This window comes from Pseudomonas sp. LTJR-52 (genome assembly GCF_003691465.1).
Lineage (GTDB): Bacteria > Pseudomonadota > Gammaproteobacteria > Pseudomonadales > Pseudomonadaceae > Chryseomonas > Chryseomonas luteola.
In genome coordinates, this window is sequence record NZ_CP033105.1 from 1,134,346 (window position 1) to 1,159,860 (window position 25,515).

19 protein-coding genes and 1 pseudogene are annotated in these 25,515 nt (G+C 55.9%); 8 read left to right on the forward strand and 12 right to left on the reverse strand.

Annotation, left to right across the window (positions count from 1 at the left end):
• Nucleotides 1-145: 145 nt before the first annotated feature.
• Nucleotides 146-2,026, reverse strand: a complete 1,881-nt coding sequence (locus EAW52_RS05150) for a sigma-54-dependent Fis family transcriptional regulator (protein ID WP_122041660.1) — start codon at nucleotides 2,024-2,026, stop codon at nucleotides 146-148.
• Between the two features lie 309 nt (nucleotides 2,027-2,335).
• Between EAW52_RS05150 and EAW52_RS05155 the strand changes: the two genes are divergently transcribed.
• The 4 genes from EAW52_RS05155 to EAW52_RS05170 all read left to right on the forward strand — a co-directional run bounded on the left by EAW52_RS05155 (nucleotide 2,336) and on the right by EAW52_RS05170 (nucleotide 7,652).
• Nucleotides 2,336-3,856 carry an aldehyde dehydrogenase family protein gene (locus tag EAW52_RS05155; RefSeq protein ID WP_019366011.1) on the forward strand — a complete coding sequence of 507 codons (1,521 nt, stop codon included), beginning with the start codon at nucleotides 2,336-2,338 and terminating at the stop codon, nucleotides 3,854-3,856.
• Nucleotides 3,857-4,062: 206 nt separating this feature from the next.
• Nucleotides 4,063-5,094, forward strand: coding sequence for an alcohol dehydrogenase AdhP (adhP, locus tag EAW52_RS05160; RefSeq protein WP_122041661.1), 1,032 nt, complete (start codon nucleotides 4,063-4,065; stop codon nucleotides 5,092-5,094).
• A gap of 220 nt (nucleotides 5,095-5,314) precedes the next feature.
• Nucleotides 5,315-6,133, forward strand: a complete 819-nt coding sequence (locus EAW52_RS05165; protein ID WP_122041662.1) for an alpha/beta fold hydrolase — start codon at nucleotides 5,315-5,317, stop codon at nucleotides 6,131-6,133.
• Nucleotides 6,090-7,652, forward strand: coding sequence for a HAMP domain-containing sensor histidine kinase (locus tag EAW52_RS05170; protein WP_122041663.1), 1,563 nt, complete (start codon nucleotides 6,090-6,092; stop codon nucleotides 7,650-7,652). Before EAW52_RS05165 ends, EAW52_RS05170 begins: the two co-directional genes overlap by 44 nt.
• 46 nt (nucleotides 7,653-7,698) lie before the next feature.
• On the opposite strand, the gene EAW52_RS05175 is transcribed toward EAW52_RS05170, so the two are convergent.
• On the reverse strand, nucleotides 7,699-8,334 hold the full coding sequence (locus EAW52_RS05175) for a LysE family translocator (RefSeq protein ID WP_122041664.1): 636 nt from the start codon (nucleotides 8,332-8,334) through the stop codon (nucleotides 7,699-7,701).
• A 138-nt stretch (nucleotides 8,335-8,472) separates the two neighbouring features.
• Between EAW52_RS05175 and EAW52_RS05180 the strand changes: the two genes are divergently transcribed.
• Nucleotides 8,473-9,876 (forward strand): FAD-binding oxidoreductase, encoded by a 1,404-nt coding sequence (locus EAW52_RS05180; protein WP_122041665.1) that lies wholly within the window; start codon nucleotides 8,473-8,475, stop codon nucleotides 9,874-9,876.
• A gap of 122 nt (nucleotides 9,877-9,998) precedes the next feature.
• On the opposite strand, the gene EAW52_RS05185 is transcribed toward EAW52_RS05180, so the two are convergent.
• Nucleotides 9,999-10,736 (reverse strand): SDR family oxidoreductase, encoded by a 738-nt coding sequence (locus EAW52_RS05185; protein ID WP_122041666.1) that lies wholly within the window; start codon nucleotides 10,734-10,736, stop codon nucleotides 9,999-10,001.
• 131 nt (nucleotides 10,737-10,867) lie between these two features.
• On the opposite strand from EAW52_RS05185, the gene EAW52_RS05190 reads away from it, so the two are divergent.
• A complete protein-coding gene (locus EAW52_RS05190; RefSeq protein WP_122041667.1) occupies nucleotides 10,868-11,776 on the forward strand; it encodes a LysR family transcriptional regulator in 909 nt (302 codons plus the stop codon).
• 141 nt (nucleotides 11,777-11,917) lie between these two features.
• Here the strand turns inward: EAW52_RS05190 and EAW52_RS05195 are convergent, their stop codons facing one another.
• From EAW52_RS05195 to EAW52_RS05230, 9 genes and pseudogenes are all read right to left on the reverse strand, one after another.
• Nucleotides 11,918-12,421 (reverse strand): GNAT family N-acetyltransferase, encoded by a 504-nt coding sequence (locus EAW52_RS05195; protein WP_122041668.1) that lies wholly within the window; start codon nucleotides 12,419-12,421, stop codon nucleotides 11,918-11,920.
• A 113-nt stretch (nucleotides 12,422-12,534) separates the two neighbouring features.
• Nucleotides 12,535-14,094, reverse strand: coding sequence for a GGDEF domain-containing protein (locus tag EAW52_RS05200; protein ID WP_122041669.1), 1,560 nt, complete (start codon nucleotides 14,092-14,094; stop codon nucleotides 12,535-12,537).
• 853 nt (nucleotides 14,095-14,947) lie between these two features.
• The gene (locus tag EAW52_RS05205; protein ID WP_122041670.1) at nucleotides 14,948-16,567 is read right to left on the reverse strand and encodes a glucan biosynthesis protein D; all 1,620 of its coding nucleotides are present in this window, start codon (nucleotides 16,565-16,567) and stop codon (nucleotides 14,948-14,950) included.
• 270 nt (nucleotides 16,568-16,837) lie between these two features.
• Nucleotides 16,838-17,476, reverse strand: a complete 639-nt coding sequence (locus EAW52_RS05210; RefSeq protein WP_122041671.1) for a 7-cyano-7-deazaguanine/7-aminomethyl-7-deazaguanine transporter — start codon at nucleotides 17,474-17,476, stop codon at nucleotides 16,838-16,840.
• Nucleotides 17,477-17,650: 174 nt separating this feature from the next.
• On the reverse strand, nucleotides 17,651-18,514 hold the full coding sequence (locus tag EAW52_RS26755) for a methyl-accepting chemotaxis protein (RefSeq protein WP_372238904.1): 864 nt from the start codon (nucleotides 18,512-18,514) through the stop codon (nucleotides 17,651-17,653).
• A pseudogene (locus EAW52_RS26760) lies at nucleotides 18,506-19,282 on the reverse strand (CHASE3 domain-containing protein); the annotation flags it as partial. The gene EAW52_RS26755 and the pseudogene EAW52_RS26760, both read right to left, overlap by 9 nt.
• 175 nt (nucleotides 19,283-19,457) lie before the next feature.
• Nucleotides 19,458-20,843, reverse strand: coding sequence for a VOC family protein (locus EAW52_RS05220; RefSeq protein ID WP_122041673.1), 1,386 nt, complete (start codon nucleotides 20,841-20,843; stop codon nucleotides 19,458-19,460).
• A gap of 122 nt (nucleotides 20,844-20,965) precedes the next feature.
• Nucleotides 20,966-21,964 (reverse strand): aldo/keto reductase, encoded by a 999-nt coding sequence (locus tag EAW52_RS05225; RefSeq protein WP_122041674.1) that lies wholly within the window; start codon nucleotides 21,962-21,964, stop codon nucleotides 20,966-20,968.
• Nucleotides 21,965-22,058: 94 nt separating this feature from the next.
• Nucleotides 22,059-22,301: a hypothetical protein gene (locus EAW52_RS05230; protein WP_122041675.1), complete on the reverse strand. Its 243-nt coding sequence runs from the start codon at nucleotides 22,299-22,301 to the stop codon at nucleotides 22,059-22,061.
• Between the two features lie 405 nt (nucleotides 22,302-22,706).
• Here EAW52_RS05230 and EAW52_RS05235 point away from each other — a divergent pair, with 405 nt between their 5' ends.
• Both EAW52_RS05235 and EAW52_RS05240 read left to right on the forward strand, forming a co-directional pair.
• Entirely contained in the window at nucleotides 22,707-24,302 is a 1,596-nt protein-coding gene (locus EAW52_RS05235; RefSeq protein WP_162997591.1) for a carboxylesterase/lipase family protein, read from the forward strand.
• Between the two features lie 170 nt (nucleotides 24,303-24,472).
• The gene (locus EAW52_RS05240) at nucleotides 24,473-25,432 is read left to right on the forward strand and encodes a sugar ABC transporter substrate-binding protein (protein WP_019365991.1); all 960 of its coding nucleotides are present in this window, start codon (nucleotides 24,473-24,475) and stop codon (nucleotides 25,430-25,432) included.
• Nucleotides 25,433-25,515: the final 83 nt, after the last annotated feature.

The window sequence follows — 25,515 nt, forward strand, 5'->3', positions numbered from 1 at the left end:
AAAGCGCGGATAGTACCGTAAAGGTGCCAGTAGTTGGCGATGGGTTTCGCATCAGCGTAGGCATCTTTCAATCTCGAAGGCGCGACACGACCAATGGTCATTCCGCCAAACAACCGGCCTTGAGCAGCTCCCGCCGGCAGGACCGCTAGCGTCTGGGTGTAATGCCGTGCTTGTGCAGTTTCCGGTAAAGCGTGTTTCGGCTTATGCCAAGGCGTTCGGCCGCGCGTGTCATCTGCCAATGTTCCTGCTCCAGTATCTGGAGTAGGGCGGTCTTTTCGGCATCTTCCAGAGGCGCATCCAGCGTCAGGGCGGGCAGGCTCGCTGGGCTGGAAATCTCCTGCGGCAGATCACCCCTGCGAATCACCCCGTCCTCGCACAAGGCCACCAGGGTTCGCAGGACATTGCGCAACTGACGAACATTGCCTGGCCATTGGTACCCAAGCAGGGCCTGGCGAGCCTCGGCGTCCAGGTGCAGGCTCTGGCCCTGCGCCTCTTCAAGCAGCAAGTGATTGAGCAGCGCGGCCTTGTCGAGCCGCTCACGTACCGGCGGCAGGCTCACCACTAGACCATTGAGCCGGTAGTACAAATCCTCCCGAAAGCTGCCATCGCCTACCCGTATCCTGAGATCGCGGTGAGTGGCGCTAATGATGCGGACGTCGATCGCCTGCGGTTGTCCGCCCAGCGGAACGACCTGCCGTTCCTCCAGTACGCGCAGCAGGCGGGTCTGCAACATCAGGGGCATATCGCCGATTTCATCGAGAAACAGGGTGCCGCTGTGGGCTTCGAGTAGCTTGCCACGCATGCCTTCCTTGCGCGCACCGGTAAACGTGCCACCGGCGTAGCCGAACAGTTCGCTTTCGATAAGTGATTCCGGGATTGCCGCGCAGTTAAGAGCAATAAAAGGCTTGTTGGCGCGCGAACCGGCCAGATGCAGGGCTTTGGCGAAGGCCTCCTTGCCAGTTCCTGTCTCACCGGTAAGCAGCACCGGAACATCGCGCTCCATGACCTTGCGGGCGCGCTCGAACTCCCGCGCAAGGGCAGGATCTTCGAGGCACAGTGCTGGACGCGGCGGGGTACGGACAGGCAGGGAATGAACAAGCTTGTGCGGCGCTCGCAGCTGTCCATAGAAGCGTGTTCCCTCAGTGCTGTACAGCGGCCAGCAATGTGTAGGATGCGGTTGTGCACGATCAAGTAAAGAAGCAAGGGGAAGCTCGACGAGCGCCTCCACGGGTTGCCCCAGAAGGGCCGGTCGCGTCGTGCCTAGCAGGTTCAGCGCGCTTTCGTTGATGGCGCTGATTCGGCCAGACTCATCAAACGCCAGCAAGCCTTCACTCAGCAGCCCGACGTAGTCCGGCTGGGTATGGAAGCGCAGCAGATAGCTGTCCTCGCATTGACGCAGGAAATAGCAGCTTTCGATGAGCTTGGCCGACAGGTTGACCAGCGCCATGGTGTGAAACTGGCTCTGCCGGGAAACGGTGCGCCGCGCCGAGGACACATCCAGTACGGCCAAAAGGTCTCCGGCAGGGTCGAATACCGGGCTGGCGGAGCATGTCAGGATGGTGTGGCGATTGCGGAAGTGCTCATCCTGATGAATCGTCAGTGCATGCCGTTCGACCGCGCAGGTGCCGATGCCATTGGTGCCCTCGCAGGATTCGCTCCAGTCTGCTCCCAACCACAGGCCTGCTCGCTGAAAGGTGTCTCGTTCGGCCTCGTGGGTAATGCAATCAAGAATAAGGCCACTGGCATCGGTAAGCAGGACGGCATGACCGGCACCCGCGAGCTGCTGATGCAGGCGATTCATCTCGCCATGGGCGATTTCCAGCACCCGTTGCGAGCGCTCGCGCTGCTCAAGGATACGAGGGTGCTCGAGTACGCTGGGCGAGGTGGCAGTGGAAGGGTCCAGGCGGTGCTGTTCGAGACAGCGACGCCACGAACGGGCAATGGCTGGATCGGTGTCGGCCTGGCCCAGACCATGACCAACGGCAAGCACCTGACGCGTGTGACGACTCATGGGTGTGGCAGTCATTCTTATTGTGCTCCGCGAGGTGAATTCCGGGTCCTTGATTCACAGGAACCCTCCGATTCAGCGAAGTGCGTAATAGCGCCTATGCTTGATCAGGCGCAGGTTAAATGCAATGCAGATCATCGACTGTGTCAGAAGTGGTACAGCCTGTCACGCCTGCTGTCCTGGCGCTGACACACGATGTGACACCTGCCGGTTCGTGCCGGACAGCCGAAGCCGCCTGCGGCGCACATTTGCCACAGTTGGCCCAGGCCTTGCTATTTCTCAGGTATTACCGGTCCTCATAACAAACACAACATCGGGAGAACCACCATGCGTTACGCAGCCCCTGGCAGCCAAGGTGCTCTGATCACCCTGCAATCCCGTTACGGCAATTACATCGGCGGCGAATTCGTACCGCCGGTCAAAGGCCAATATTTCACCAATACCTCGCCGGTCAATGGCTCTGTCATTGGCGAGTTTCCCCGTTCCTCTGCTGAAGATATCGAAAAAGCGTTAGATGCTGCCCATGCGGCGGCAGATGCCTGGGGCAAGACGTCAGTACAGGCGCGCTCGTTGACCCTACTCAAGATTGCCGACCGCATCGAGCAGAATCTGGAAAAACTGGCCATTGCCGAAACCTGGGACAACGGCAAGGCCGTGCGTGAAACCCTTAATGCCGACGTGCCGCTGGCGGCTGATCATTTCCGCTACTTTGCAGGTTGTATCCGGGCTCAGGAGGGGACGGCGGCCGAAATCGACCAGCATACGGCGGCGTATCACTTCCATGAGCCGCTCGGCGTGGTAGGGCAGATCATTCCCTGGAACTTCCCGCTTCTGATGGCTGCCTGGAAGCTGGCACCTGCGCTGGCTGCAGGTAACTGTGTGGTGCTCAAACCGGCCGAGCAGACGCCGCTCTCCATTACGCTCTTTGTTGAGATGATTGGCGACCTGCTGCCACCCGGTGTGATCAATATCGTGCAGGGCTACGGCAAGGAGGCGGGGGAAGCCCTGGCGACCAGCACACGCATCGCCAAGATTGCTTTTACCGGCTCGACGCCGGTGGGCTCGCACATCCTCAAGTGCGCAGCGGCCAATATCATTCCAAGTACGGTCGAGCTGGGGGGCAAGTCACCCAACATCTATTTCGACGACATCATGGGTGCGGAGCAAAGCTTTATTGAAAAGGCGGCCGAAGGGCTGGTGCTTGGCTTCTTCAACCAGGGAGAGGTATGTACCTGCCCATCCCGCGCCCTGGTGCAGGAATCTATCTATGAGCCGTTCATGGCGGAAGTCATGAAAAAGGTTGCGCAGATCAAGCGCGGTGATCCGTTGGACACCGACACCATGGTCGGCGCCCAGGCCTCTCAGCAGCAATTCGAAAAGATAGTTTCGTACCTGGAAATCGCGCGTGGCGAAGGGGCCGAATTTTTGACTGGCGGCGCTGTAGAAACCCTGCAGGGCGACTTGGCCAATGGGTATTACATCCAGCCGACCCTGCTCAAGGGCCACAACAAGATGCGGGTATTCCAGGAAGAGATCTTCGGGCCGGTCATCGGTGTGACCACGTTCAAGGACGAGGCCGAAGCGCTTGCCATTGCCAACGATACCGAGTTTGGCCTGGGCGCGGGGGTCTGGACGCGGGATATCAATCGCGCGTATCGCATGGGTCGCGGCATCAAGGCCGGGCGTGTGTGGACCAACTGCTATCACCTCTATCCTGCCCATGCGGCATTCGGTGGCTACAAGAAGTCCGGCATCGGTCGCGAGACCCACAAGATGATGCTGGATCACTATCAGCAGACCAAGAACCTGCTGATCAGCTACGACACGAATCCGCTGGGCTTCTTCTAGGCCCGTCATGGGGGCCGGTGAATCCTCATCGGCCTCTGGGACTGCGGCGTATCTACTCCTGTGAAGGCTCAACCTGAGCCTTCCTTGAGCCAGGTCATCATTTCTATGCCTTGTTTGCTCCAGGCTTGCAGTATGGAGCGCCGGAACGATTGACCTGTATTTGCCAGCACTACTCCATACGTCATGTATCCATGAGGGATCACGTCATGCCTAAAACAATGAAAGCTGCCGTCGTTCGAGAGTTTGGTAAACCGCTGGAAATCGAGGAGGTGGATGTCCCTACCCCAGGCGCAGGACAGGTCCTGGTGAAGATCGAAGCCTCCGGGGTGTGCCATACCGACCTGCATGCCGCCGAAGGCGATTGGCCGGTCAAACCCAATCCGCCCTTTATCCCGGGGCATGAAGGGGTTGGGTATGTGGTCGGGGTGGGCGCTGGCGTCACCCATGTGAAGGAGGGGGATCGGGTCGGTATTCCATGGTTGTACTCCGCCTGTGGTCATTGCGAACACTGCCTCGGGGGCTGGGAAACACTGTGCGAGGATCAGAAGAACACGGGCTACTCGGTCAATGGCGGCTTTGCCGAATATGCCCTGGCTGATGCAGGCTACGTGGGACGGCTGCCAGATAACGTGGGCTTTGTAGAGATTGCGCCGGTGTTGTGTGCCGGGGTGACCGTTTACAAGGGACTCAAGATGACCGAAACCAAGCCCGGGCAGTGGATAGTGATCTCCGGAATTGGTGGCCTTGGGCACATGGCTGTTCAGTATGCCAAGGCCATGGGCATGAACGTGGCTGCAGTCGATGTGGACGATAAGAAATTGGAACTGGCGCGCCGGCTGGGGGCCGAGGTTACGGTCAACTGCCGTGAGCTGGACCCGGCGGGCTATCTGAAAAAGGAGATCGGCGGCGCCCACGGTGCCCTGGTCACGGCTGTCTCGCCCAAGGCGTTCGAGCAGGCTATCGGCATGACCCGTCGTGGTGGCACCATTGCCCTGAACGGGCTTCCGCCGGGAGAATTCCCATTATCGATCTTCGACATGGTCCTCAACGGCACGACCGTTCGCGGCTCCATCGTCGGGACGCGGCTGGATCTGCAGGAAGCCCTGGAGTTTGCCGGTGAGGGCAAGGTCAAGGCGACGGTTGCAGCCGAACCCCTCGAAAACATCAACGACATCTTTTCCCGGATGCACGAAGGCAAGATCGAAGGACGTATCGTGATCGATATGAGCCTGTCCTAGATGCCCTGCGGTACATCTTGCCTCGATGCAGCAGGATGTACCGTTCCTACTCTCCCGTCTGTCTAAAGATACTGACGCTGGTATCTTCTGCCTTAAATGCAAAGCCTCAGTGCTGTATAAGCACGCCCTTGCATGCAAGTTCTTCCTGGAAGGTTAGCTGACGTAGGGTTGCGCTTGTGAAACAATCCCGCGCCGCCGCTACCTTTTGGGAACTGTAGACATGAATGTTCAAATGCGTAACAACGTTCACGTCACCGGTAATGGACCAGCTACCATGGTGTTTTCCCATGGTTTTGGCTGTGATCAAAACATGTGGCGCTTTCTTGCTCCGGTGTTTGCCAAGCAATATCGGACGGTGTTGTACGACCTTGTTGGAAGTGGCTCATCAGACCTCTCCGCCTATGACCGGGTAAAGTACAACTCTTTGAAGGGCTATGCCGAAGACGTAATCGAACTCATCGACCAATTTGCCGAAGGGCCTGTGATTTTTGTTGGCCATTCAGTCAGCTCAATGATTGGTATGCTGGCCGATATTGCTGCGCCAGGCCGTTTTGCTGCCCATATCATGATTGGCCCATCACCCTGTTACATCAATGATGGTGATTATTTCGGCGGATTTACCCGCAGTGACATTGAGTCATTGTTGGAAACCCTGGAAAGCAACTACCTGGGATGGTCAAGCACCATGGCCCCCGTCATCATGGGTGCCCCAGGCCAGCCGGAACTGAGCGACGAATTAACTAATAGTTTCTGCCGTACCGATCCAGAGATTGCCAAACAGTTTGCCCGTGTTACGTTTACCTCGGATAACCGGGCTGACCTTGTAAAACTCAAGACCGACACGCTGATCCTTCAGTGTAGCGATGATCTGATCGCACCGATTCAGGTAGGTGAATATATGCACCGAACGCTACCGAACAGCGTACTGAAGATCATTGATAACGTAGGGCATTGCCCTCACCTGAGTGAGCCGGATGCGAGTATCGACGCTATGAATGCTTTCCTCGGCACGCGTTGCCGTGACGCCAGTGGCGTCTGACGATATCGGCTTGCCGGATGCCGAGGTGCTTTTTGAAGAAGCTGCCTGTGGGCTTTTGGTTACCAGTCGGGACGGGATCATTCGCCGCGTCAACAAAACCTTTTGCCGGTGGATGGGCTACTGTGCGTCCGAACTGGTCGGTTTGCGGCGGATACAGGATCTGCTGACGATGGGCGGACGTATTTTTCACCAGACCCATTGGGCGCCGCTGTTACAGATTCAAGGCTCCGTGGCTGAGGTCAAGCTTGATCTGGTTCATCAGGCAGGGCATACGATCCCGATCATTCTCAATGCCGTACGCCGTGAGTATGGCACTGGTGTTTTTCATGAGCTGGCCATTTTCGTGGCTGAAGATCGGCATAAATACGAGCGCGAGCATATCCTGGCGCGGCAGCGGGCCGAAGAATTATTGATCAAGCAGCTTGAGGCGCAGCAGGCTCTTGAAGTGGCTCAGGCAAAACTTCGGCTGGCGCTCGAGTCCGGTCAATTGTTGGTCTGGGATGTTAATCCCGAAACCACTGAACGCCGTTATGAAGAGGGAGTTGCCAGCCTGCTAGGGTTCGAGACGCCCCAGACCATCACCGAAGAGCAGTATGCCTCATTCATCGAGCCTGAAGACCGTGAGCGGGAGCAGCTGGCCTTCTCACAGGCGCTAAACGTCTATGGTGAAGCCTATCGCTGTGTGTATCGGCTTAATGGTGTGGATGGGGTCCAGCGGACAGTGAGCTCTTCGGGGCGAGGGTTATTCAAGGAGGATGGCTCCCTGCATCAGTTTGTAGGCATTCTTCAGGACATTACCGAGCTGAGCCAGCAGCGGGCAGAGGCGGAAGATCGCGCGTTGTTTGCCGAGCAGATGGTAGGCATCGTCAGTCATGACCTGCGTAACCCGCTATCAGCTATCAGGATGGGAATTCATCTGTTAGAGCGAGGCGAAGTCACGCCTGCCCAAACTCAGGTGCTGGGGCATCTCACGCATTCCACGGACCGTGCGCAGCGGCTGATTGCCGACCTGCTAGACTTTACTGTGGCGCGGGTGGGAGAGGGAATCACATTGTCCCTCGAACCTATCCAACTGCATAAACTGGTATCGGCTAACGTTACCGAGCTGACCCTCGCATTTCCCGGACGAGCTCTGGAACATGGAGCATTTGGAGAAGGCATGTGCATGGGGGATGCTGATCGCATTGCTCAGGTCATTGGGAACTTGGTCTCCAATGCCATGGCCTATGGCGCTCCAGACCGTACGGTGACTGTAGTATCCGGTATTGAAAGCGATACCTTCTGGGTCTCGGTTCATAACCATGGCGTACCTATTCCAGACGATGTATTGCCTAGATTGTTTGAGCCCATGACCCGCGGTGGCAGTGGTAACAGTAAGGCACGCAGCGTAGGGCTCGGCTTGTTCATCGTGCGTGAAATTATAAGAGCCCATGAAGGTGATATTCGTGTTCGCTCATCGGCTGGGGAAGGCACAACCTTTATCGCGACCTTTCCGCGGAGAACCATGGAGCGTGCCTAGCCTGACCGAAGCCTGCCGTTAGAACACGCCTCGATCAGTTTTGGATTTATGCTGGCCGGCTTTCACTAACCATTCGCACGGCCAACCCTGCCAGTACGGTTCCCATCAGCCACCGCTGAACAGTCAGCCATAAGGGGCGGCCTGCCAGAAACGCTGCAATAGAGCCTGCCGTAAAGGCGATCAATCCGTTCACGGTTACGCTGATCAGAATCTGCGTCGCGCCCAGGAGCAGGGACTGGGTCAACACGCTGCCCTGCTCAGGCGAAATGAACTGCGGCAACAGGGACAGGTAGATCACGGCAATTTTAGGATTGAGCAGGTTGGTCACAAAGCCCATAGCGAAGAGTTTGCGCGGACTGTCCTTGGGTAGGTCCCTGACCTGAAACGGAGACCGTCCGCCGGGTTTCACGGCCTGCCAGGCCAGATATAGCAGATACAGCGCACCGCCTATCCGCAGCGCATCGTAGGCGAAGGGCACCGCCATCAGCAAAGCAGTGATTCCAAGGGCTGCACAAACCATGTAGAACGCAAAGCCCAGGGCCACGCCGCCAAGGGAAATCATGCCAGCCGTTCGGCCCTGGCAGATGGAGCGGGAAATCAGATAGACCATGTTTGGTCCGGGCGTCAGCGCCATGCCCAGGGTGATGGCCGCAAAGGCGAGCAGGTGTGAAAGGTCAGGCATGACGACTCCGTTCAAGACATTGTTTCTAGGCTATCTATATATCATCGGAAAACGTTCAATGGATTGAATAATAAGCCAGCAGGAAAGGGCTAAGCTTAGAGCACTCGCTATATACAACAAGAACAAGGTGAAAGGCCCATGAATGCGCAACAACCCTTTCTCTCTCCATTATCTGCTGTCATTGAGGAGATTCAGGCGTTTCTCGGTGAGCGGATCGTAACCAGTCTCGCGGAGCGTGAACAGCATGGTCATGGCGAGTCCTACCATGCGACCCGGATGCCTGATGCCGTCTGCTATGCACATAGCACCGAAGAAGTCTCCCGCATCGTTAAGATCTGCGCCCACTACGGCGTTCCCATCGTTCCCTTTGGGGGCGGCACCTCGCTGGAAGGGCATGTCTGTGCGCTCAAGGGTGGCATCTGTATAGACCTTAGTCGCATGCAGCGCATCCTGGCGGTTCGCCCGGGCGATCTGGATGCCACGGTTGAAGCCGGAGTGACGCGCCAGCAGCTCAATACCGAACTGCGGGCCACGGGACTGTTCTTTCCCATCGATCCGGGCGGAGAAAGCACCCTGGGCGGCATGGCGGCAACACGTGCCTCCGGGACCAATGCCGTACGCTACGGGACCATGCGGGAAAATGTCCTGTCGCTGACCGTGGTGTTGGCCGATGGCCAGATCATCAAGACGGCCAACCGTGCCCGCAAGTCCTCGGCGGGTTATGACCTGACGCGGCTGTTTGTAGGCTCGGAAGGTACGCTGGGGATCATCACCGAAGTGACCTTGAGGCTCTACGGCATTCCGGAAACCACGTCCGCTGCGGTGTGTACCTTTCCCGATGTAGAGAGCGCTGTAACCTCGGTAGTGACGATCATCCAGTACGGTATTCCTGTCGCCCGGGTCGAGCTGCTGGATGCGCGGACTATCATGGCTGTGAACCGCTATTCAAAGATGACGCTGGATGAGCGGCCCACCTTGTTCTTCGAATTTCACGGCTCACCGGCAGGCGTTGCTGAACAAGTAGAGCTGACCCAATCGATCACCGAGGGTAACGGGGCGCTGAGCTTTGTCGCTGCGGCCGATGCCGACGCACGTAATACGCTTTGGAAGGCCCGTCACAACGTGCACTACGCCATGCAGGCCATGCGTCCGAACGGGCGGGTATGGAGTACCGACGTATGCGTCCCTATCTCGCAGTTGACCCCTTGTATCACCGAAACCGAAAAAGACGTGCAGGCCGCCTCGTTCTTCATTGCCATGGTCGGGCATGTGGGGGACGGTAATTTCCACCTGGGGCTGGTGGTTGACCCTTCTAGCGAATCCGAGTTGGCGGAGGCCGAAGCGCTCAATGAGCGGCTGGTGCGCCGCGCCATCGCCCTGGACGGGACCGCCACGGGCGAGCATGGTGTAGGGTCGGGCAAGATCAAATTCATGGCGCTTGAGCATGGCGCCGCAGTGAACACCATGCGCACCCTTAAAATGGCGCTGGACCCCCAGGGAATTCTCAACCCAGGGAAGGTGCTCCCGGACGCCGATGTCTGACGCCTCGGCAAGCAGGCCCGCCTGGAAATAACAGCAGGCCTGCTTTACATACGTCTTTATAGATCGGATTTTCGTATACCCCCATGAAAGACGCAGGATGTACTTTCTGGGACAGAACAGGGTCAGGCGAACCCGCCATTGGCGCGGATGACTTGCGCGTTGATCCAGCTGCCTGCAGGGCTTGCCAGAAACGCTACCACCTCGGCGATGTCTTCAGGCGTACCGAGGCGTTCAAGCGGTGTAGCCTGTTCGATCTGCCGGATCTGTTCCTCACTTTTGTCATTGAGAAAGAGTTCGGTTGCCACCGGGCCGGGCGCAATGGCATTGACGGTGATGTTCTGACCGCGCAATTCATTAGCCAATACTCTGACCAAACCTTCAACGCCAGCCTTTGTGGCGATATAAGGGCCGTATGTGGGCAGCGATTTGGCGATCACGCTGCTGGATAGCGCAATGATCCGGCCGCCACGCTCTACCTGTTGCGCCGCCTGGCTCAACACCAGAAACGTGCCGCGCAGGTTGACGGCCATCATTCGGTCAAACGCCTCCAGATCACCTGCCGAAACAGGAGTATTGGCCATGATACCGGCGCTGTTCACGACTATATCGATCCGTCCGTAGGCTTCCTTGGCCGCCTTGAACAGGGTCTGCACATCTTCCAGAGTGGCAACGTCGCCTCTGACCGCAAGGGCATTACCTCCCAGTGACTCTATTTCAGCCACCAAAGCCTCCGCAGGGCCTCGGCTGTGGGCGTATTGAATGGCAACGGAAAAGCCTGCCTGGGCGAGACGTTTGGCAATGGCGTGTCCGATACCACGGGAAGCGCCGGTAATAATGGCTGTACGGGATGAATGCGGCATGTCCGACTCCTAAAGGCAGGGCCGGAACGCCAGCCCTTTCATGGCTGTCATTTTTTGCAATTTATTAGCATTGGATAAATGCACAGAACTTGGTAAGACCGTTCAACAGGCACCAACAATGGGCTGAAGCCATGGATAAATTCGAGTCGCTGCGGCTGTTTACCCGTATCGTCGAGCTGGGCAGCTTCACGCAGGCGGCCAATGCCCTAGGTATCCCTCGGGCTACGGCAACCCATGCGGTTAAGGAGTTGGAGAAGCGGTTGGGAACGCGCCTGCTGGAACGTACAACCCGACAGGTCCGCACAACGCTCGATGGTCAGGCCTATTACGAGCGATGCTCTCGTATTCTGGCGGATCTGGAAGAGGCTGAATCTTCCCTGAGTGCCATTGCGGCCAATCCGCGCGGCATGCTTCGCGTCGATCTGCACGGCAGTCATGCCACACGAATCATCCTTCCTCGAATCGCCGAATTCCGGCAGCGTTATCCAGACATTGAGTTGTCCATCAGCAGCGGTGATCGGTTGGTGGATCTGGTGCGTGAAGGAATCGATTGTGTGGTACGAGCAGGGCACCCTAGGGACTCAACCCTGGTTGCAAAAAGGCTAGCGCTCATGCCCGAGGTGGTCTGTGCAAGCCCAGGCTATTTTGCCCGCTATGGCGTGCCAAAACACCCGGATGAGTTGACCTACCATCAGGCCGTTGGCTTCTTTGCCAGCAGCCACGACATTCGTTACCCCTTCACCTTTCAGGTTGAAAGGCAGGTTATCGAGTGCGATCTGGGCGGTTGGATCTCGGTCAACGATGCCGAATGCTATACCCGCGCCGCCCTGAGCGGTTGCGGTTTGATTCAGGTGCCTCGCTTTCGGGTGGAAAAATACTTGAAAGCGGGGCGGCTGAAAGCGGTTCTACAAGAGTTTGCTACGCCGGGCCTGCCGGTTTCATTGCTCTATCCCCAACACAGGCAGATATCGCCTCGAGTGAGAGTTTTTGTAGAGTGGCTGACCGATCTGTATAACCAACGCTTTGGCCAAACGGCCTGAGGGATCGATGTCAGCTAGTGGCTTACATTGACTGCCAGCCTTGGAAAAGGATTGATCGCGAACTTGAGTTGATACAGGAAATACCTAAGTTTGATAAGACATTCAATTAATTTGAAGAATCCTGACTGCAAGCGGACGGCATCAAAGATTAGCCTCGAATGCCTGCCACATATGTATTTTCGATATAAATCGACCGTTCACTGCTATGGCCATAGGTTCTATACCAAAGACTCTAAAACCACACCTTTCATACAAGGCCTGCGCGGTATCGTTACCCTCTGAAACGGTAAGTTGAACAGCTTGGATACCGTCGTTACCTTTTGCATGGTTTAAAGCCGTCTGGATTAACTCGAATCCGGCACCCTTGCTACGGTGATGCGGCTGAACATACATGCCGAACAGCTTGGCAACATGGCGAACCTTTTCCTGGGTATTTAGTGCCATCCCTATAGCGCCAATCAGAGAAATGTTTTCGAATGCACCAAATACAGCATCTTTTATAAGACGCGATTCCCACCAGGATAAGGGAAGTGCAGCCCGTTCGTTCATGCTGGAGGTAAACGCTTCCGGGTGAGCATCGTAGGCTTCAAGCATTAGCGCTCTATAAGCTGATGTATAGTCTGGAGGGAGACGCTTAATGAGCATAATTTCGTCAGCTAATCAGTTGATTACTCCAATGCTAACAACGAGGGCAATAAAGTACTCCATGTATTTTAACCTCAGACGTGCAACAGGCAGCATCACAGTTGCTCAAGTGCTCAGCTAGACTCACTTGGTGATGCTTCATCATATGCACATACTCGATTTCTGCCGTTTGCCTTCGCAAGGTAAAGTGCCTTATCAGCTGCCTGAATAAGGTAGCCTGGTCCATGCTCTTCTTGAGTTGGGATAAAGCCATGAACGCCAACACTAATGGTTATATGGGCCGTTGGGCTCCCTGTATGGGCGATTTCAAGTGTACGAATTGTCTGCTGGATCTTTTCAGCCACTAACAATGCACCTTTAGTATCAGTCTCTGGCAGTAAAACTGCTAGTTCCTCGCCGCCGTAGCGAAAAGCGGTATCGCCAGGTCGTTGAAGGCACTGCTTCAGTGCATGGCTAACCTTTTGCAAACATTCATCTCCTGCAAGGTGGCCATAGGTATCGTTGTACCGTTTGAAATAATCGATATCGATAAGAATGAGTGACAACGGGCTTACGCTGCGAAGGGCTCGTTTAAGCTCTTCTTCTAATAAAGCATCAAAATAACGTCGATTTCCAAGTCCCGTTAGACTATCGGAGTGCGCAATTTCGGCAAGTTCTGCATTGGCATCCTGAAGTGCGTGTTGTGTTTTTCTAAGTTGTTGTTCAGTTTTTATAACCTCTTGAATCTGTCGATATAACAGAAAGCCGAGACAGCTCAACATAAGAATGGCTGCGCCTGTACCTATAGCGTAGCGGCGGGTGTTGGCTTTCCACTCTGCCAGAACAGATTTTTTAGATAAGGCAGCAAAGGCTATGAGTGGATAACCATTAACATGCCTATACGCATATATCCGGGTTGTATTGTCTAGGGGGGAGAGTTTTTGAAATGTTCCAGAGTTAGTGTCTTTAATGGAGCGCTTCAAATCTAGGCTATTAATCAAGCTAAGGCCAATTAAGGATTCGTTATAAGGTCTTCGCACCAATAAGGTGCCGTCATCTAATAAAAGCCCAGCGGAACCGCCTTCTTCAATATCAAAGCTATCGTAAAATGACTGAAAGTACGCCATTTTTACGCTGGCTAAAACGATTCCTGCAAATGTCCCATCTGAATGATTATAGCGACGCGAAATGGTGATAACCCACGTGCCATAGGAGCGGCTACGTATGGCGGAGTCTATGTGGGCTCCATCTTTGTTATCATATTTATGGAACTGGAAATACTCGCGATCAGCTATGTTGGCTTTTAACGAGAAAGGATTGGTGGCAATTATCGGCTGGCCATGTTCGTTAGTAATTGTAATGGTCTGCAGCTGATTCAGGTGATTCAAATAAGAGTTGAGCAAAGGCTGAAGCGCTTCGACTTCTCTAGACTGGTTTCCAGTGCTCTCAAGTCGCTCCACAAGTCCGATCAAGAGCGTATCGGCCTCTCCAAAGGTATGCTCTGCATGCTGAGCTAAAGAGCGAGCCAAATTGGCCGTATCAATCTGGCCTTCCTTAAACTCATCCTGGCGCGTATCCCATATCTGCAGTCCATTGATGGCGATAAGTACCAGTGAGGCGGCAATAATGAGGAAAACGGTAAGCGTAAGAGCGGCAGGGCGTTTACATACCGATTTTTTAAGGTGCTTATTCACATTCCATCCTGGGAAATAAGGCTCTTACCAGAGTCCATTATCAAAGCTTAATCGAGTCGATTAATCTTTGATATCAAAATGGCATCATAGTTCAATCTCTAGCTAAATATGACCAGTTCGTTTTTGGAAAGCGATGAATGGCCTCTTCATGCCTATGGGATATAGAGCAGAAGCTAAAAGGTTAGCTCTTGGAGTTATATAAGGATTTGTTACAAGGTTAAGATTTTTTATAATAAACTAGATAAGATTGTGGCTAAGACGGCAGGTTATATGGGCAAGTCAAGTGGATTCTTCGGGAGCTGTTTGATCTAGCACATACCATCAGGAGCCTATGCCACGCTAGTGCTCACGTTTAAAGTTCACCTCAAGTAAACCCTAATGTAGGTCAGCCTCTTTGCTTTATGTCGCTTTGCGTTGCTCAGGTTGCGCAAGGCGATACTCGCATGGGTAGCATGAACGTTTGCGTTTTCGGTAAGGGCAACAGCGTTCAGAAAACGCTCATCCGACACCTTGCACGTTAATGCTTTGCGATATAGATAGTTGTGTCTACTGAATAACGATATGTTGACCGGCTGCGGTGCTGGCTGGCATAGGCGTAATCTACAACTTCACGATTCTGCTCTACAGCAAGGCAAGATATTGTGTAAGTGTCGTTTCAATAAGGTGACGTATTTCTTCAACGTTAAGTGACAACTCTTCAAAATGGACGAGTCCAATAGCACAGAGCATAGATAGCCTGGATGGCGAAAGCATTCTGGCGCATATGAGTCGTATACGGATAGTCAGGATCTAATAGCTAATAGAAAAGCGGCTGCAAAAGCCGCCGCTTTCTTCAAACGGATACTGTGGTGAATCAGGTATAGCGACGCTTCTCAGGCGCTGGCGGGAAGTATTGATACAGCCATGTTTCGCTGAGCGTTCGGTCGTTGGTGCGGATGAACAAACGCATGTCTACCGGGTCCACGCTATCGCTGGTCGGATACCAGTCGAAGATCACACGATACCCTTTGATGTCCGGTATCCAGAGGACGTGGAAGTCTTTCAGCTCACCGCTCGAGACCTTGACGACGGGCTCGATTCCGGTGCCTTGGGGGAAGGTATCCAGGCCACCGCCCACGAAGTCCACCGCAAAGCGGCGGGCCCAGACGTCTGGATAGTGCTCACCCGGCGCCCACCCCTCTACGAAGCCGCCCATGCCGGAGCGCGTCGCATGGACCTGTGCCAGCGGTGTTCTAACCGGCGGCAGCGCGCTCCAGTAGAGCTTGTAGCCATAGCGCAGCTCTTTGCCCGCCGTGATAGGCACCTTGGGATTCCAGCAGGCCACGATGTTATCGAGCGTCTCGCCGGTTGTCGGGATTTCCAGTAGATCAATGCTGCCTTCACCCCATTCCGTAGTGGGCTCGACCCACAGGCTTGGGCGGCGGCTGTACCAGTCCACCGTATCTTGATAGCTGGAAAACTCATGGTCGCTCTGCACGAGACCAAAACCCTTGGGGTTTTTGTCTTCGAACGCATTGAACTGAAGCTTGGCGGGGTTATTCAGCGGACGGCACACCCACTCGCCATTACCGCGCCACATGTAGAGGCGGTCGGAGTCGTGGATCTGCGGGTGGATGGTGTCGCACATGCGGCGCTCATGGGTGCCGCAGCTGAACATGCTCGTCATTGGCGCAATACCCAGCTGCTTGATTTCCTTGCGCGCATAGATATTAGCGTCGATTGCCATTACCACCTGCGTGGCGCGGCAGTCGATGTCGAAGCGATATGCACCGGTCGCGCTGGGCGAGTCGAGCAGGGCATAGACTACAAAGCGCGTGCTGTGCGGCTCGGGCGTCTCGAACCAGAACTTGGTGAAGTTCGGGAATTCCTCCACCGTATCCGAGAAGTTATTAATGGCAAGGCCACGGGCAGACAAGCCGTACTGCTTGGTATCGTCCACTGCACGGAAGTAGCTTGCCCCCAGGAACGAGACGATATCGTGCTGCGTCAGTTCAGGTGACTTGAACACCTTGAAGCCGGCGAAGCCCAGGTCACCCTTGAGTTGTGACTTATCGACGCCGCTGTTCTCGTACTTGAACATCTGAGGCCGGAAATGAATTTCCGTGGCCTGCTTTTTCTTGGGATCAACGCTGTACATGCGGACCGGCTGCTTGAAGCCCATGCCAACATGGAAGAACTGAACATCGAGCTGGCCTTTCAGGTCATGCCAGAGCGACTCGTTGGCATCGTATTGAATGGCGTTGAACTGCTGTGGCGTCATTTTTGCCAGCGTGGGCGGCAACTGCTGAGACGTATCCACATAGGCACTGGCTGCCATCTGCTTGGCCTGATTTTTCAGCAGATCGAACTCGAACGGTTCTACATCCTGGCTGGAGGCGCCAGACAGGGATTGAGCGGCGAATACGGTCGTCGAAGGAAGACCGGTATACGCGGCAAAGGCCAGTGAAGCTTTCAGAAGATCTCTGCGGTGCATACATGAACCTATGTGACTAAGGTGTCGTCAAGCGCTGTGGCAACGGGGCCGGCTCTGTCCGATAACAAAGACCTGTCTCGAATAATCCTCAACGCAGCGGCTGAGGGTAAGAGATGTTTGCGAAGGAGAACAGTTCGATTCTGTTTCGGAAACTGTAAAACACCGCACAAAGCTGTCGATTTGGGTCTGGAATGCCTTTTCAGGGTGTTTCCAGGGGTTGTCTCATCTGCCCCAGCGGGACAGATGAGACATAGTCCGACACGAATCCTGTCAGGCGCGGCGCAGCAGCATGCGTTCGATGGCGCTTAGCAGCACCCCGTAGAGCGGCAGGAACAGGAGCAGGCTGACGCTGAGCTTGACGGTATAGTCGACCCAGGCAATCTCGACCCAATGTTCGGCCATGAAAGGGTTGTCGCTGTGCCAGAAGGCAATGGAGAAAAAGGCGAAGGTATCAAGCAGGTTGCCCAGGATCGTCGAGGCGGTAGGTGCTATCCACCATTGCTGCAGCTGACGCAGACGGTCAAAGACATGAATATCTACCAGCTGGCCCAGCACATAGGCAAAAAAGCTCGCCAATGAGATACGCAGTACAAAGGTATTGAATTGCGCCAGGGCGTCCAGACCTCGGAGCGCACCCTCCTGGAACAGCACGGAAAGAATGTACGAAACAACCAGCGCCGGCACCATGACCCGGGCAATGACCTGGCGCGCCGGGCCTTTGCCGAGAATCCGCACCGTCAAGTCAGTGGCCAGGAAGATGAACGGAAAGCTGAACGCGCCCCAGGTTGTATGCCAGCCAAACAGGTTGAGCGGCAGCTGGACGAGGTAATTGCTCGTGATGATTATCAGGATATGAAAGCCAATCAGGCCGGCCAATGCCGAGCGCCTGACGGAAGAGGTCAGTTGCATGATGCATCCTTTTTAGTGGAATGGGGTGAGGGAACCCATGAAGTCGATCTGCTCTTGTGAGCAGGGCGCGCATTCTAAGCGCAGTGCCGGCTAAAACGTAGCGAAATTCACCGAGAGTTATTGACGCACCCAGGAAAAAGCCCACCAGGCGGTGGGCTTTTCAACACACAGCGCTTACAGGCGGAACTGCGCGACCTGCGTGTCCAGTGATTGGGCCAGATGCTGAATGCTCGATGCATTGCGCGAGGCGCTTTCAATGGAATGGCTGTTGGTCTCTGCCATCTGCGCGATGCGCTCCACGCTGCGGGCTACATCCTGGCTGGCAGCAGATTGTTCACGTAGTGCCATGGAGATCTGGTCGACCACGGAGATGATGCGATCCGAGCCACTGCGAATCTCGTCGATGGCCTGGCTAGCCGAGTGAGCCAGTTCCACACCCTGGTTCACCTGAGTCACGCCCACGTTCATGCTGCTGACCGCGTCCTGGGTGCTCGCCTGGATCTTCTTGATCATGTCGGCGATTTCCTGGGTGGACTTGCCGGTGCGCTGCGCCAGCAGGCGAACTTCATCGGCGACTACCGCAAAGCCGCGGCCCTGGTCTCCTGCACGGGCGGCCTCGATGGCTGCGTTCAGGGCCAGCAGGTTGGTCTGCTCGGCAATCTCGCTGATCACGTTCACGATGGAGGTGATCTGATCGGCGTGGCGGTCCAGTTCGGAGATCTGTTCAGCTGAGTTCTGCACCGTACCGGCGATCTGCGTCATGCTGTCCAAGGTTTGCTTGATGACATTGCCACCTTCGACGGAGCGCTTGCCGGAATCAGTAGAGATACCATGGGCCTCGTTCGCGCTGGTCGAGACATGGCTGATGCTGACGGTGAGTTCTTCCACGGTAGCGGCCATGGAGGATGCCGAGCTTGACTGATCCCGTGCGGCGACAGCCAATTGCTCCGAGGTGTTGGAGATATCGCGAGCGGCTGTCAGAAGCTGCTCGGCACCACCCTTGATCTCGGAAATCATTTCCCGCAGGCGCTGCTGCATGGCGTTGAAGGCCTTGAGCAAGCTGCCAATTTCATCTTCGCCGGTGCTGCTGATCTGAGTATCCAGACGGCCAGCGGCAATGGCCTGAGCAACCTGAATGGCATCATTTAGACGGCGCTTGATGGATACGGATAGGCTGAAGGCAATGACTATGGCCGCTACGGCAGCCAGGATTCCACCACCGATAAGCGTCCAGATAGCAACCTGTTCTGCCGACTGCATGGCTTCATTACGCACGCCCAGTAGCTTGGACTCATCGTTGCTGAAGTCAGCGATGATCTTGCGCATCTTGTCCATCTTGGCCTTGTCCTGACGGTCGATGATGCGTTGCACCATGTCGTCCATGGAGGAGGCACCTTGTACGACTGCACGGCGTAGCTGGATGGAACGCTCGATGTCTTCGCTCAGCCACTTCATTTGCGTGGCCTTGAGTTCATCCAGACGGGTTTGCTGGGTCGGGTTATCCGACGTCAGGTTTTTAAGCTTCGTCCAGGTTTGCTCGAACGCTGTTTTCCCCGCGTTGTAGGGTTCCAGAAAGTCGTCCTGACCGCTGAGGGCAAATCCACGCATACCCGTTTCGATGTTGGTCAGGCTGATTAACAGGTTGTTAGCCCCATCAATGGTCTGATAGGTATGGATGTTCCACTTGACCGAATTATCGACCTCGGTAAAGCCGTGGCGGGCTACATACACCAGGATGCAGATGATCGCGATGATAAGCCCAAAGCCTGCACCAAGCTTTTTGGCAATACTTAAATTGGACAGCATGGGACGCGCTCCGATAGGAGAAGGCAGTAAAGGTTTCACCTGCTCTGTATCGGTAAAAAAATGAAATATCTTTAGGCTGGACGCACCCTGCAGATAGCAATAATCCGACAGCCGCTCTGGTACGGCGATCTAAAGCGCTCCGCTGGTAAGAAGAGCGCTTTGAGCCTTGCGGGCCTTATGAAAGAGGTATTCCCAGCTGCTCTTCACAGCGCTTGAGCGAGCGCGCCTGGGTATCAGCATACAGGGCCAGTTCATCCAGTACCGACGCGCCCAGTGCCTGCTCGAAACGGTCCTTGCTGGACGCCTTGGTATACAGCGTCTGAGCCTGATCGCCTAGGTTAGACTGGAAAATACCGGCCGCGCTGACCGGCAGAAAATCCTCATATACCAGCGGTTCATAGTGGATATAGCCTGCCTGGATCAGGGCATCCAGATCTCTTGGCCCATCCTGGGTAATCGCATCGTCCTTGTCGGTGACGAAGTAACGAAAATAGGCCAGCCCCTGTTTTCTCAAGGACTCATAGCTGTCCGGCAGCTCTGCGAATATGTCAGTCAGCGCCTGCATGTAAGCCTGTGCGTTGCTCTCGCTGGGAGCCTGGGTGCGGGCAATGGTCAGGAGCTTGTCGTACAGTGCGCGTCCCTTAGGCGTCAATGCGACACCGCGCTGCTCGATCTCGCCAAAGCGGGCTGTGTGACTGCCGGTAACGGCATTGCCCTGTTCATCGATGAAGGTCACCTTTTCCTGCAATGCCTTGAAGCTCGTCTGGCGAAGCAGAACAGGGCAGCGGCGGGGGGGTGGTCCCTCGATGACCGCCTTGGGCGTAATCCCCCGTGACGGCATGCTCTGCTGGATGGCATCGATATCCAGGGTCCGGGGCGTCAGGTGATTGATGTGCGGCCCCTTGAACGCCACGATATCGGCAATCAGACGATGCTGGTCGTGCAGCTGCTGATACACCTCGGCGCTGACTGTGGCCTCGCCGTGCCAACGGAAGGTTTCCAGGGCTTCACGCACGAAGGCATCGGCGTCGCTTGCGCTCAGCCCGCCTTCGGTCTCGCAGCGGGCGATCAGCTCCAGCACACGTGACGTAAAGATGATGCGCTGCGCCAGAATCGCTGCGGCTCTCTGCTTGAGTGCTTCGTCCTCGATCAGCTCCAGACGGAGCAGAGAGGTAAAAACGCGAAAGGGACTCTTTTGCAGCGAAGCCTCATGGACGGCACGAAACGCGGTGGAGTGCACCGGCACGCCTGCTTCAGAAAGATCGTAATAACCCACCGGATACATGCCCATGACTGCGAACAGGCGCCGCAGCGTAGCCAGCTCCTGCGCTGTACCTACGCGGATCGCCCCATGGCGCTCCTGGTCCAGCCGCTCGATTTCACCCGTCTGGCGCAGCTGCTCTGCCAAGGTCGGATTGTTTGCCAGCGTACGCTGATTGATATCGCTCACCAGCTCCAGCAGTGTTCCATACAAGGGCACTTCGGCCTTATACATGTCGGACATGGCTCGGGAGAACCGGGCGCGAATCTCATCGGGATCGACAAAAGCCTGCGTCGTCATGGCAAACCGCTCCTTAGATGGGCCGGACTATAGAGGTATCAGTCCATTCTGCTGGCCGCTTTCCTGCCTTACAAATGACAAAAATTCACCCATTCATTCATAAAGGGAATCAGACAAGCCGCTCAGTCGTGCCGCTTCTCACTGTCCATGTGAGCCAATTGAGCGGCGGGATAGCGTTCTCCTGCCGCGGCGTTGGCGGGAATGGCCTGCTCGATTCTGGTCAGCTCCTCGGCGGTTAGCATGATATCCAGTGCACCTAGCGACTCATGCAAACGTTCACGGGTACGTGCGCCTACCAGCGGGACAATATCTTCACCGCGTGCCAGCACCCAGGCGATTGCCATCTGTGCCGCGGTAACCCCTTTCTCTTGAGCAATGACTTTGAGCGTGTCCGCCAGCTTGAGGTTGGCGTCCAGATTGCTGCCCTGAAAACGCGGGCTGATGGCGCGAAAGTCCTGCTCACCTGCGCGGTCTTTTGACCAGTGACCGCTGATAAGGCCACGTGAGAGCACGCCATAGGCCGTGATCCCGATGCCAAGTTCACGGCAGGTAGGCAGGATGTCCGCTTCGATTCCGCGTGAAATCAGTGAGTATTCGATTTGCAGATCAGCGATGGGGGTAACGGCCGCGGCCCGGCGGATCGTATCGGCCCCGACTTCGGAGAGGCCGACATGGCGCACATAGCCTGCCTTGACCATTTCGGCGATGGCGCCCACGGTATCTTCGATAGGAACGTCTGGATCGAGGCGGGCAATACGGTAAATATCCACATGATCCGTATTCAGGCGTTTGAGCGTGTACGCCAGAAAATTCCGGATAGCCTTGGGGCGACCGTCGTAACCCATCCAAGCCCCGTCTGGTCCTCGCAGGGCACCGAACTTTACGCTGATCGTTACTGCCTCCCGGCGATCCCTGAGCGCTTCGGCAATCAACAGCTCGTTATGGCCCATCCCGTAGAAGTCACCGGTGTCGAGCAGGTTGACGCCCGCTTCCAGCGCCGCGTGGATCGTGGCAATACTTTCTGTACGGTCCGCCGGACCGTACAGGTCCGACATGCCCATGCATCCTAGTCCGAGCGCTGATACCTGGGGACCGGTCTTGCCGAGCGTGCGTGTAAGCATGGCGAAAGCTCCTAAAAGAAGACGTTCACCATAGACCGGTCCCTGGCAGCATCTACGCCCTGGGAGCGCAGCATTAACTTGGCTAATCGCTCACTCAGTGATGAGCGGCTTCTTCCTCGACTCGTGCCGCACGCTCTGAAGAACGTACGGTCGGTATAGCGGCCACTTTGTCATCCAGCTCTTCCAGCTTGAATTCGACGTCTCTGAGTTGCGTACTGATGGCCACCAGCTGATCTTCCAGTAGGCGCGCGCGGCCTAGCGTTTCTCTGATGATCTTGAAGGAGGGAATTCCTACGACGACGATAAGAATCAGGGCAATGATCGAGGCGATGCTCATGGGTGGGGTCCTTTTATCGGCAGTCATCAAACTGCGGCATTCCATTACCAGGGGCTTTCCCGCATGAGTCTCGGAAAGTATGGCGAGTCGATACCGCGTCTGGTCTCGGCTACGCTTTTAAAGGCGCGCCGATCTGTGGTTAAGGGCGAGATGATGCTCTATTGCCATCAACTTCCGCTGTGACAGTGCAAATGATGTTTTGATCCTCAATGCAACCGCGTTCGCAGACCAAAGGTCGCCGTCGCGGTATGGATTCGTGTGGAAAAACAGGTTCGGGCTGCGTACCAGACACGCTGGCGCAAGGTCTGGTGGTGGAACCACGACAGCGGCCTGCAAGTCACACCCGCAGGAGCCCCAGATGCTCTGCAGGCGGCTGGCGCCGTTGATCTGCCAAAAGGAAAAACAATGACTCCATCCCTAAAGAAACTGATAACCCTGGGGCTGCTCATGGCGCCTCTGGGTGCCTTCGCTCAACCCGGCGCGTTGACTGAGGTAGGCATCGACAGTGGCCGCTTGAAAGGCAGCCAGTCGGGCGATGTCATCTCCTTCAAAGGCATTCCCTTTGCGGCCCCGCCGGTGGGTGAGAACCGGTGGCGTGCGCCTCAGCGTGTGAAGCCCTGGCGCGGAGTGCGTGAGGCGACTGCCTATGGCGCAGACTGCATGCAAAAGCCGATGGCCAGCGATGCAGCTCCCTTGGGCGTAAAGCCCTCCGAGGACTGCCTGTACCTCAACGTCTGGCGTCCGGCGCAGGAGACGGCAAACCGCAAGGCCACACTGCCGGTTGTCGTCTGGATCTATGGCGGTGGCTACGTCAATGGCGGTGCTTCGCCGTCGGTCTATGACGGCAGCGCTTTTGCCCGCGATGGCGTGGTCTTTGTCAGTTTCAACTACCGGATCGGCCGCTTCGGCTTTTTCGCTCATCCTGCGCTGACGGCTGCAAAAGAAGGTCCGCTGGGCAACTATGGCTACATGGATCAGATCGCTGCGCTGCAATGGGTGAAGCGCAACATCCGTCAGTTCGGCGGTGATCCGAACAACGTTACCGTCATGGGTGAGTCTGCTGGCGGCGGCTCGGTGCTCAATATCACCACCACGCCACTGACGCGGGGGCTGTTTGACCGTGCCATCGTCATGTCAGGGGGCGGACGTTCCTTGATGGGTGAGCTGCATGAGATCAGCCGTGACTTGCCTGGGAATCCCTCCGCCGAGACCATCGGCAAGAATTTCGCCCGCAGTGTTGGTGTTGAAGGCACTGGTTCCGAGGCATTGAAGGCGCTGCGTGAATTGCCGGCCAGCCGTGTGCTGGGCGACCTGAACATGATGACCATGGGCAGCAATGCCTCTACTTACGTGGGCGGACCGGTACTCGACGGGCGGGTCGTAGTGGGTACACCGGAACAGGTCTACAGCGCCGGTCAGGAAAACAAGGTGCCCATGCTGATCGGTTCGACCAGCGCCGATCTTGGCTTTAATACGGCCAAGACAATGGAAGAGCTGTTCGCACCGTTTGGGCGTGAAGCAGAGCGGGCCCGTCAGTTATACGACCCAGAAAATACAGGCGATGTGCAGGCGGTAGGGGCCGCAGTTGCTATGGACCGGATGATGACGGAGCCGGCTCGTTTCGTTGCTAGCAAGATCTCCCAGCATGATCGCCAGGCATTTCTCTATCGCTTCTCCTACGTCGCCGATTCGCTGCACAGTGAGACCAAAGGGGCGCAGCATGCCAGCGAAATTCCCTATTTCTTCAAAACGCTGGAAGCGCGATATGGCGACAAGGTAACGGACAAGGATCAAGTCATGGCAAACGAGGCCCATGCCATCTTTGTTAATTTCATCAAGACGGGTAATCCCAACGGTACAAATGTGGCGCGCTGGCTACCGTTCAACCGTGAGGGCAATCTGGTCATGGATTTCACGGCCGATGAAGGTCCGGTTCTTAAAGAGGACCCCTGGAAAGAGCGCCTCGACCTGATCGAGAAAACTCAGCACGCCAAACCGTAAGCTATTCGTCGAGCCGGTCCTTGCCGGCTCGACACGCCTGTTTTCCTGTTTTTCTCTCTCTGGCAACCCGTCCGCCATCACACTTCGTAGATTGACAATCCTGCCAATTCTTCTCATAGTTTTGCCACGCAAACGTTTGCGCCATAACAAAGATAACAATGGAGTGCACCATGAACGCATCCCGCCCTATGCGGCTTCTCGCTGCTGCTGTTCTGTTTTCCACGACTTCCGCTTTTCTGCCCTTGTCCGCGGCTTATGCTCAGGATGCGGATAAACCCAAGGTTGCGCTGGTGATGAAGTCTCTCGCCAACGAGTTCTTCCGCACCATGGAAGACGGTGCCAAAGGGTATCAAAAAGAGCATTCTGACCAGTTCGATCTGATCTCCAATGGCATCAAGGACGAAACCGACACGTCCAGCCAGATTCGGATTGTCGAGCAGATGATCGTGTCCCAGGTCGATGCCATCGTTATCGCACCGGCAGATTCCAAGGCGTTGGTGCCTGTCATCAAGAAAGCCATGGATGCAGGCATCAAGGTCGTCAACATCGACAACCGTCTGGATCAGGACGTACTCAAGAGCAAGCAGCTTGACGTGCCCTTCGTAGGCCCAGACAACCGCAAGGGTGCCCGTTTGGTAGGTGAGTACCTGGCCAAGCAGCTCAAGGCCGGTGACGAAGTTGGCATCATCGAGGGCGTTTCCACCACCTTCAATGCCCAGCAGCGCACCGCTGGCTTCAAGGACGCTATGGAAGCGGCCAACATGAAGATCGTGGGTGTCCAGTCCGGCTCCTGGGAGATCGACAAGGGCAACGCCGTGGCCTCCGCCATGATGAATGAACATCCCAACCTGAAGGCGCTGCTGGCTGGTAATGACAGCATGGCCCTGGGCGCTGTTTCCGCCGTTCGCGCTGCGGGCAAGAAGGGCGAAGTGCTGGTGGTAGGTTATGACAACATCAATGCCATCAAGCCCATGCTCAAGGACGGCCGCGTTCTGGCTACGGCTGACCAGTACGCCAGCAAGCAGGCGGTCTTTGGTATCGACGCTGCGCTCAAGCTGGTCAAGGGTGAGTCCACCGGCGCTGTCGATGGCGTGATCGAAACGCCTGTCGAGCTGGTAACCAAGCCGTAATCCATCTTTACCCGCCGGGCCTTGGCGCGGAGTCGATCGTATTCGCCTCTGCACCGGAGTCTTGCGGGGCACCTGAGTTTTAA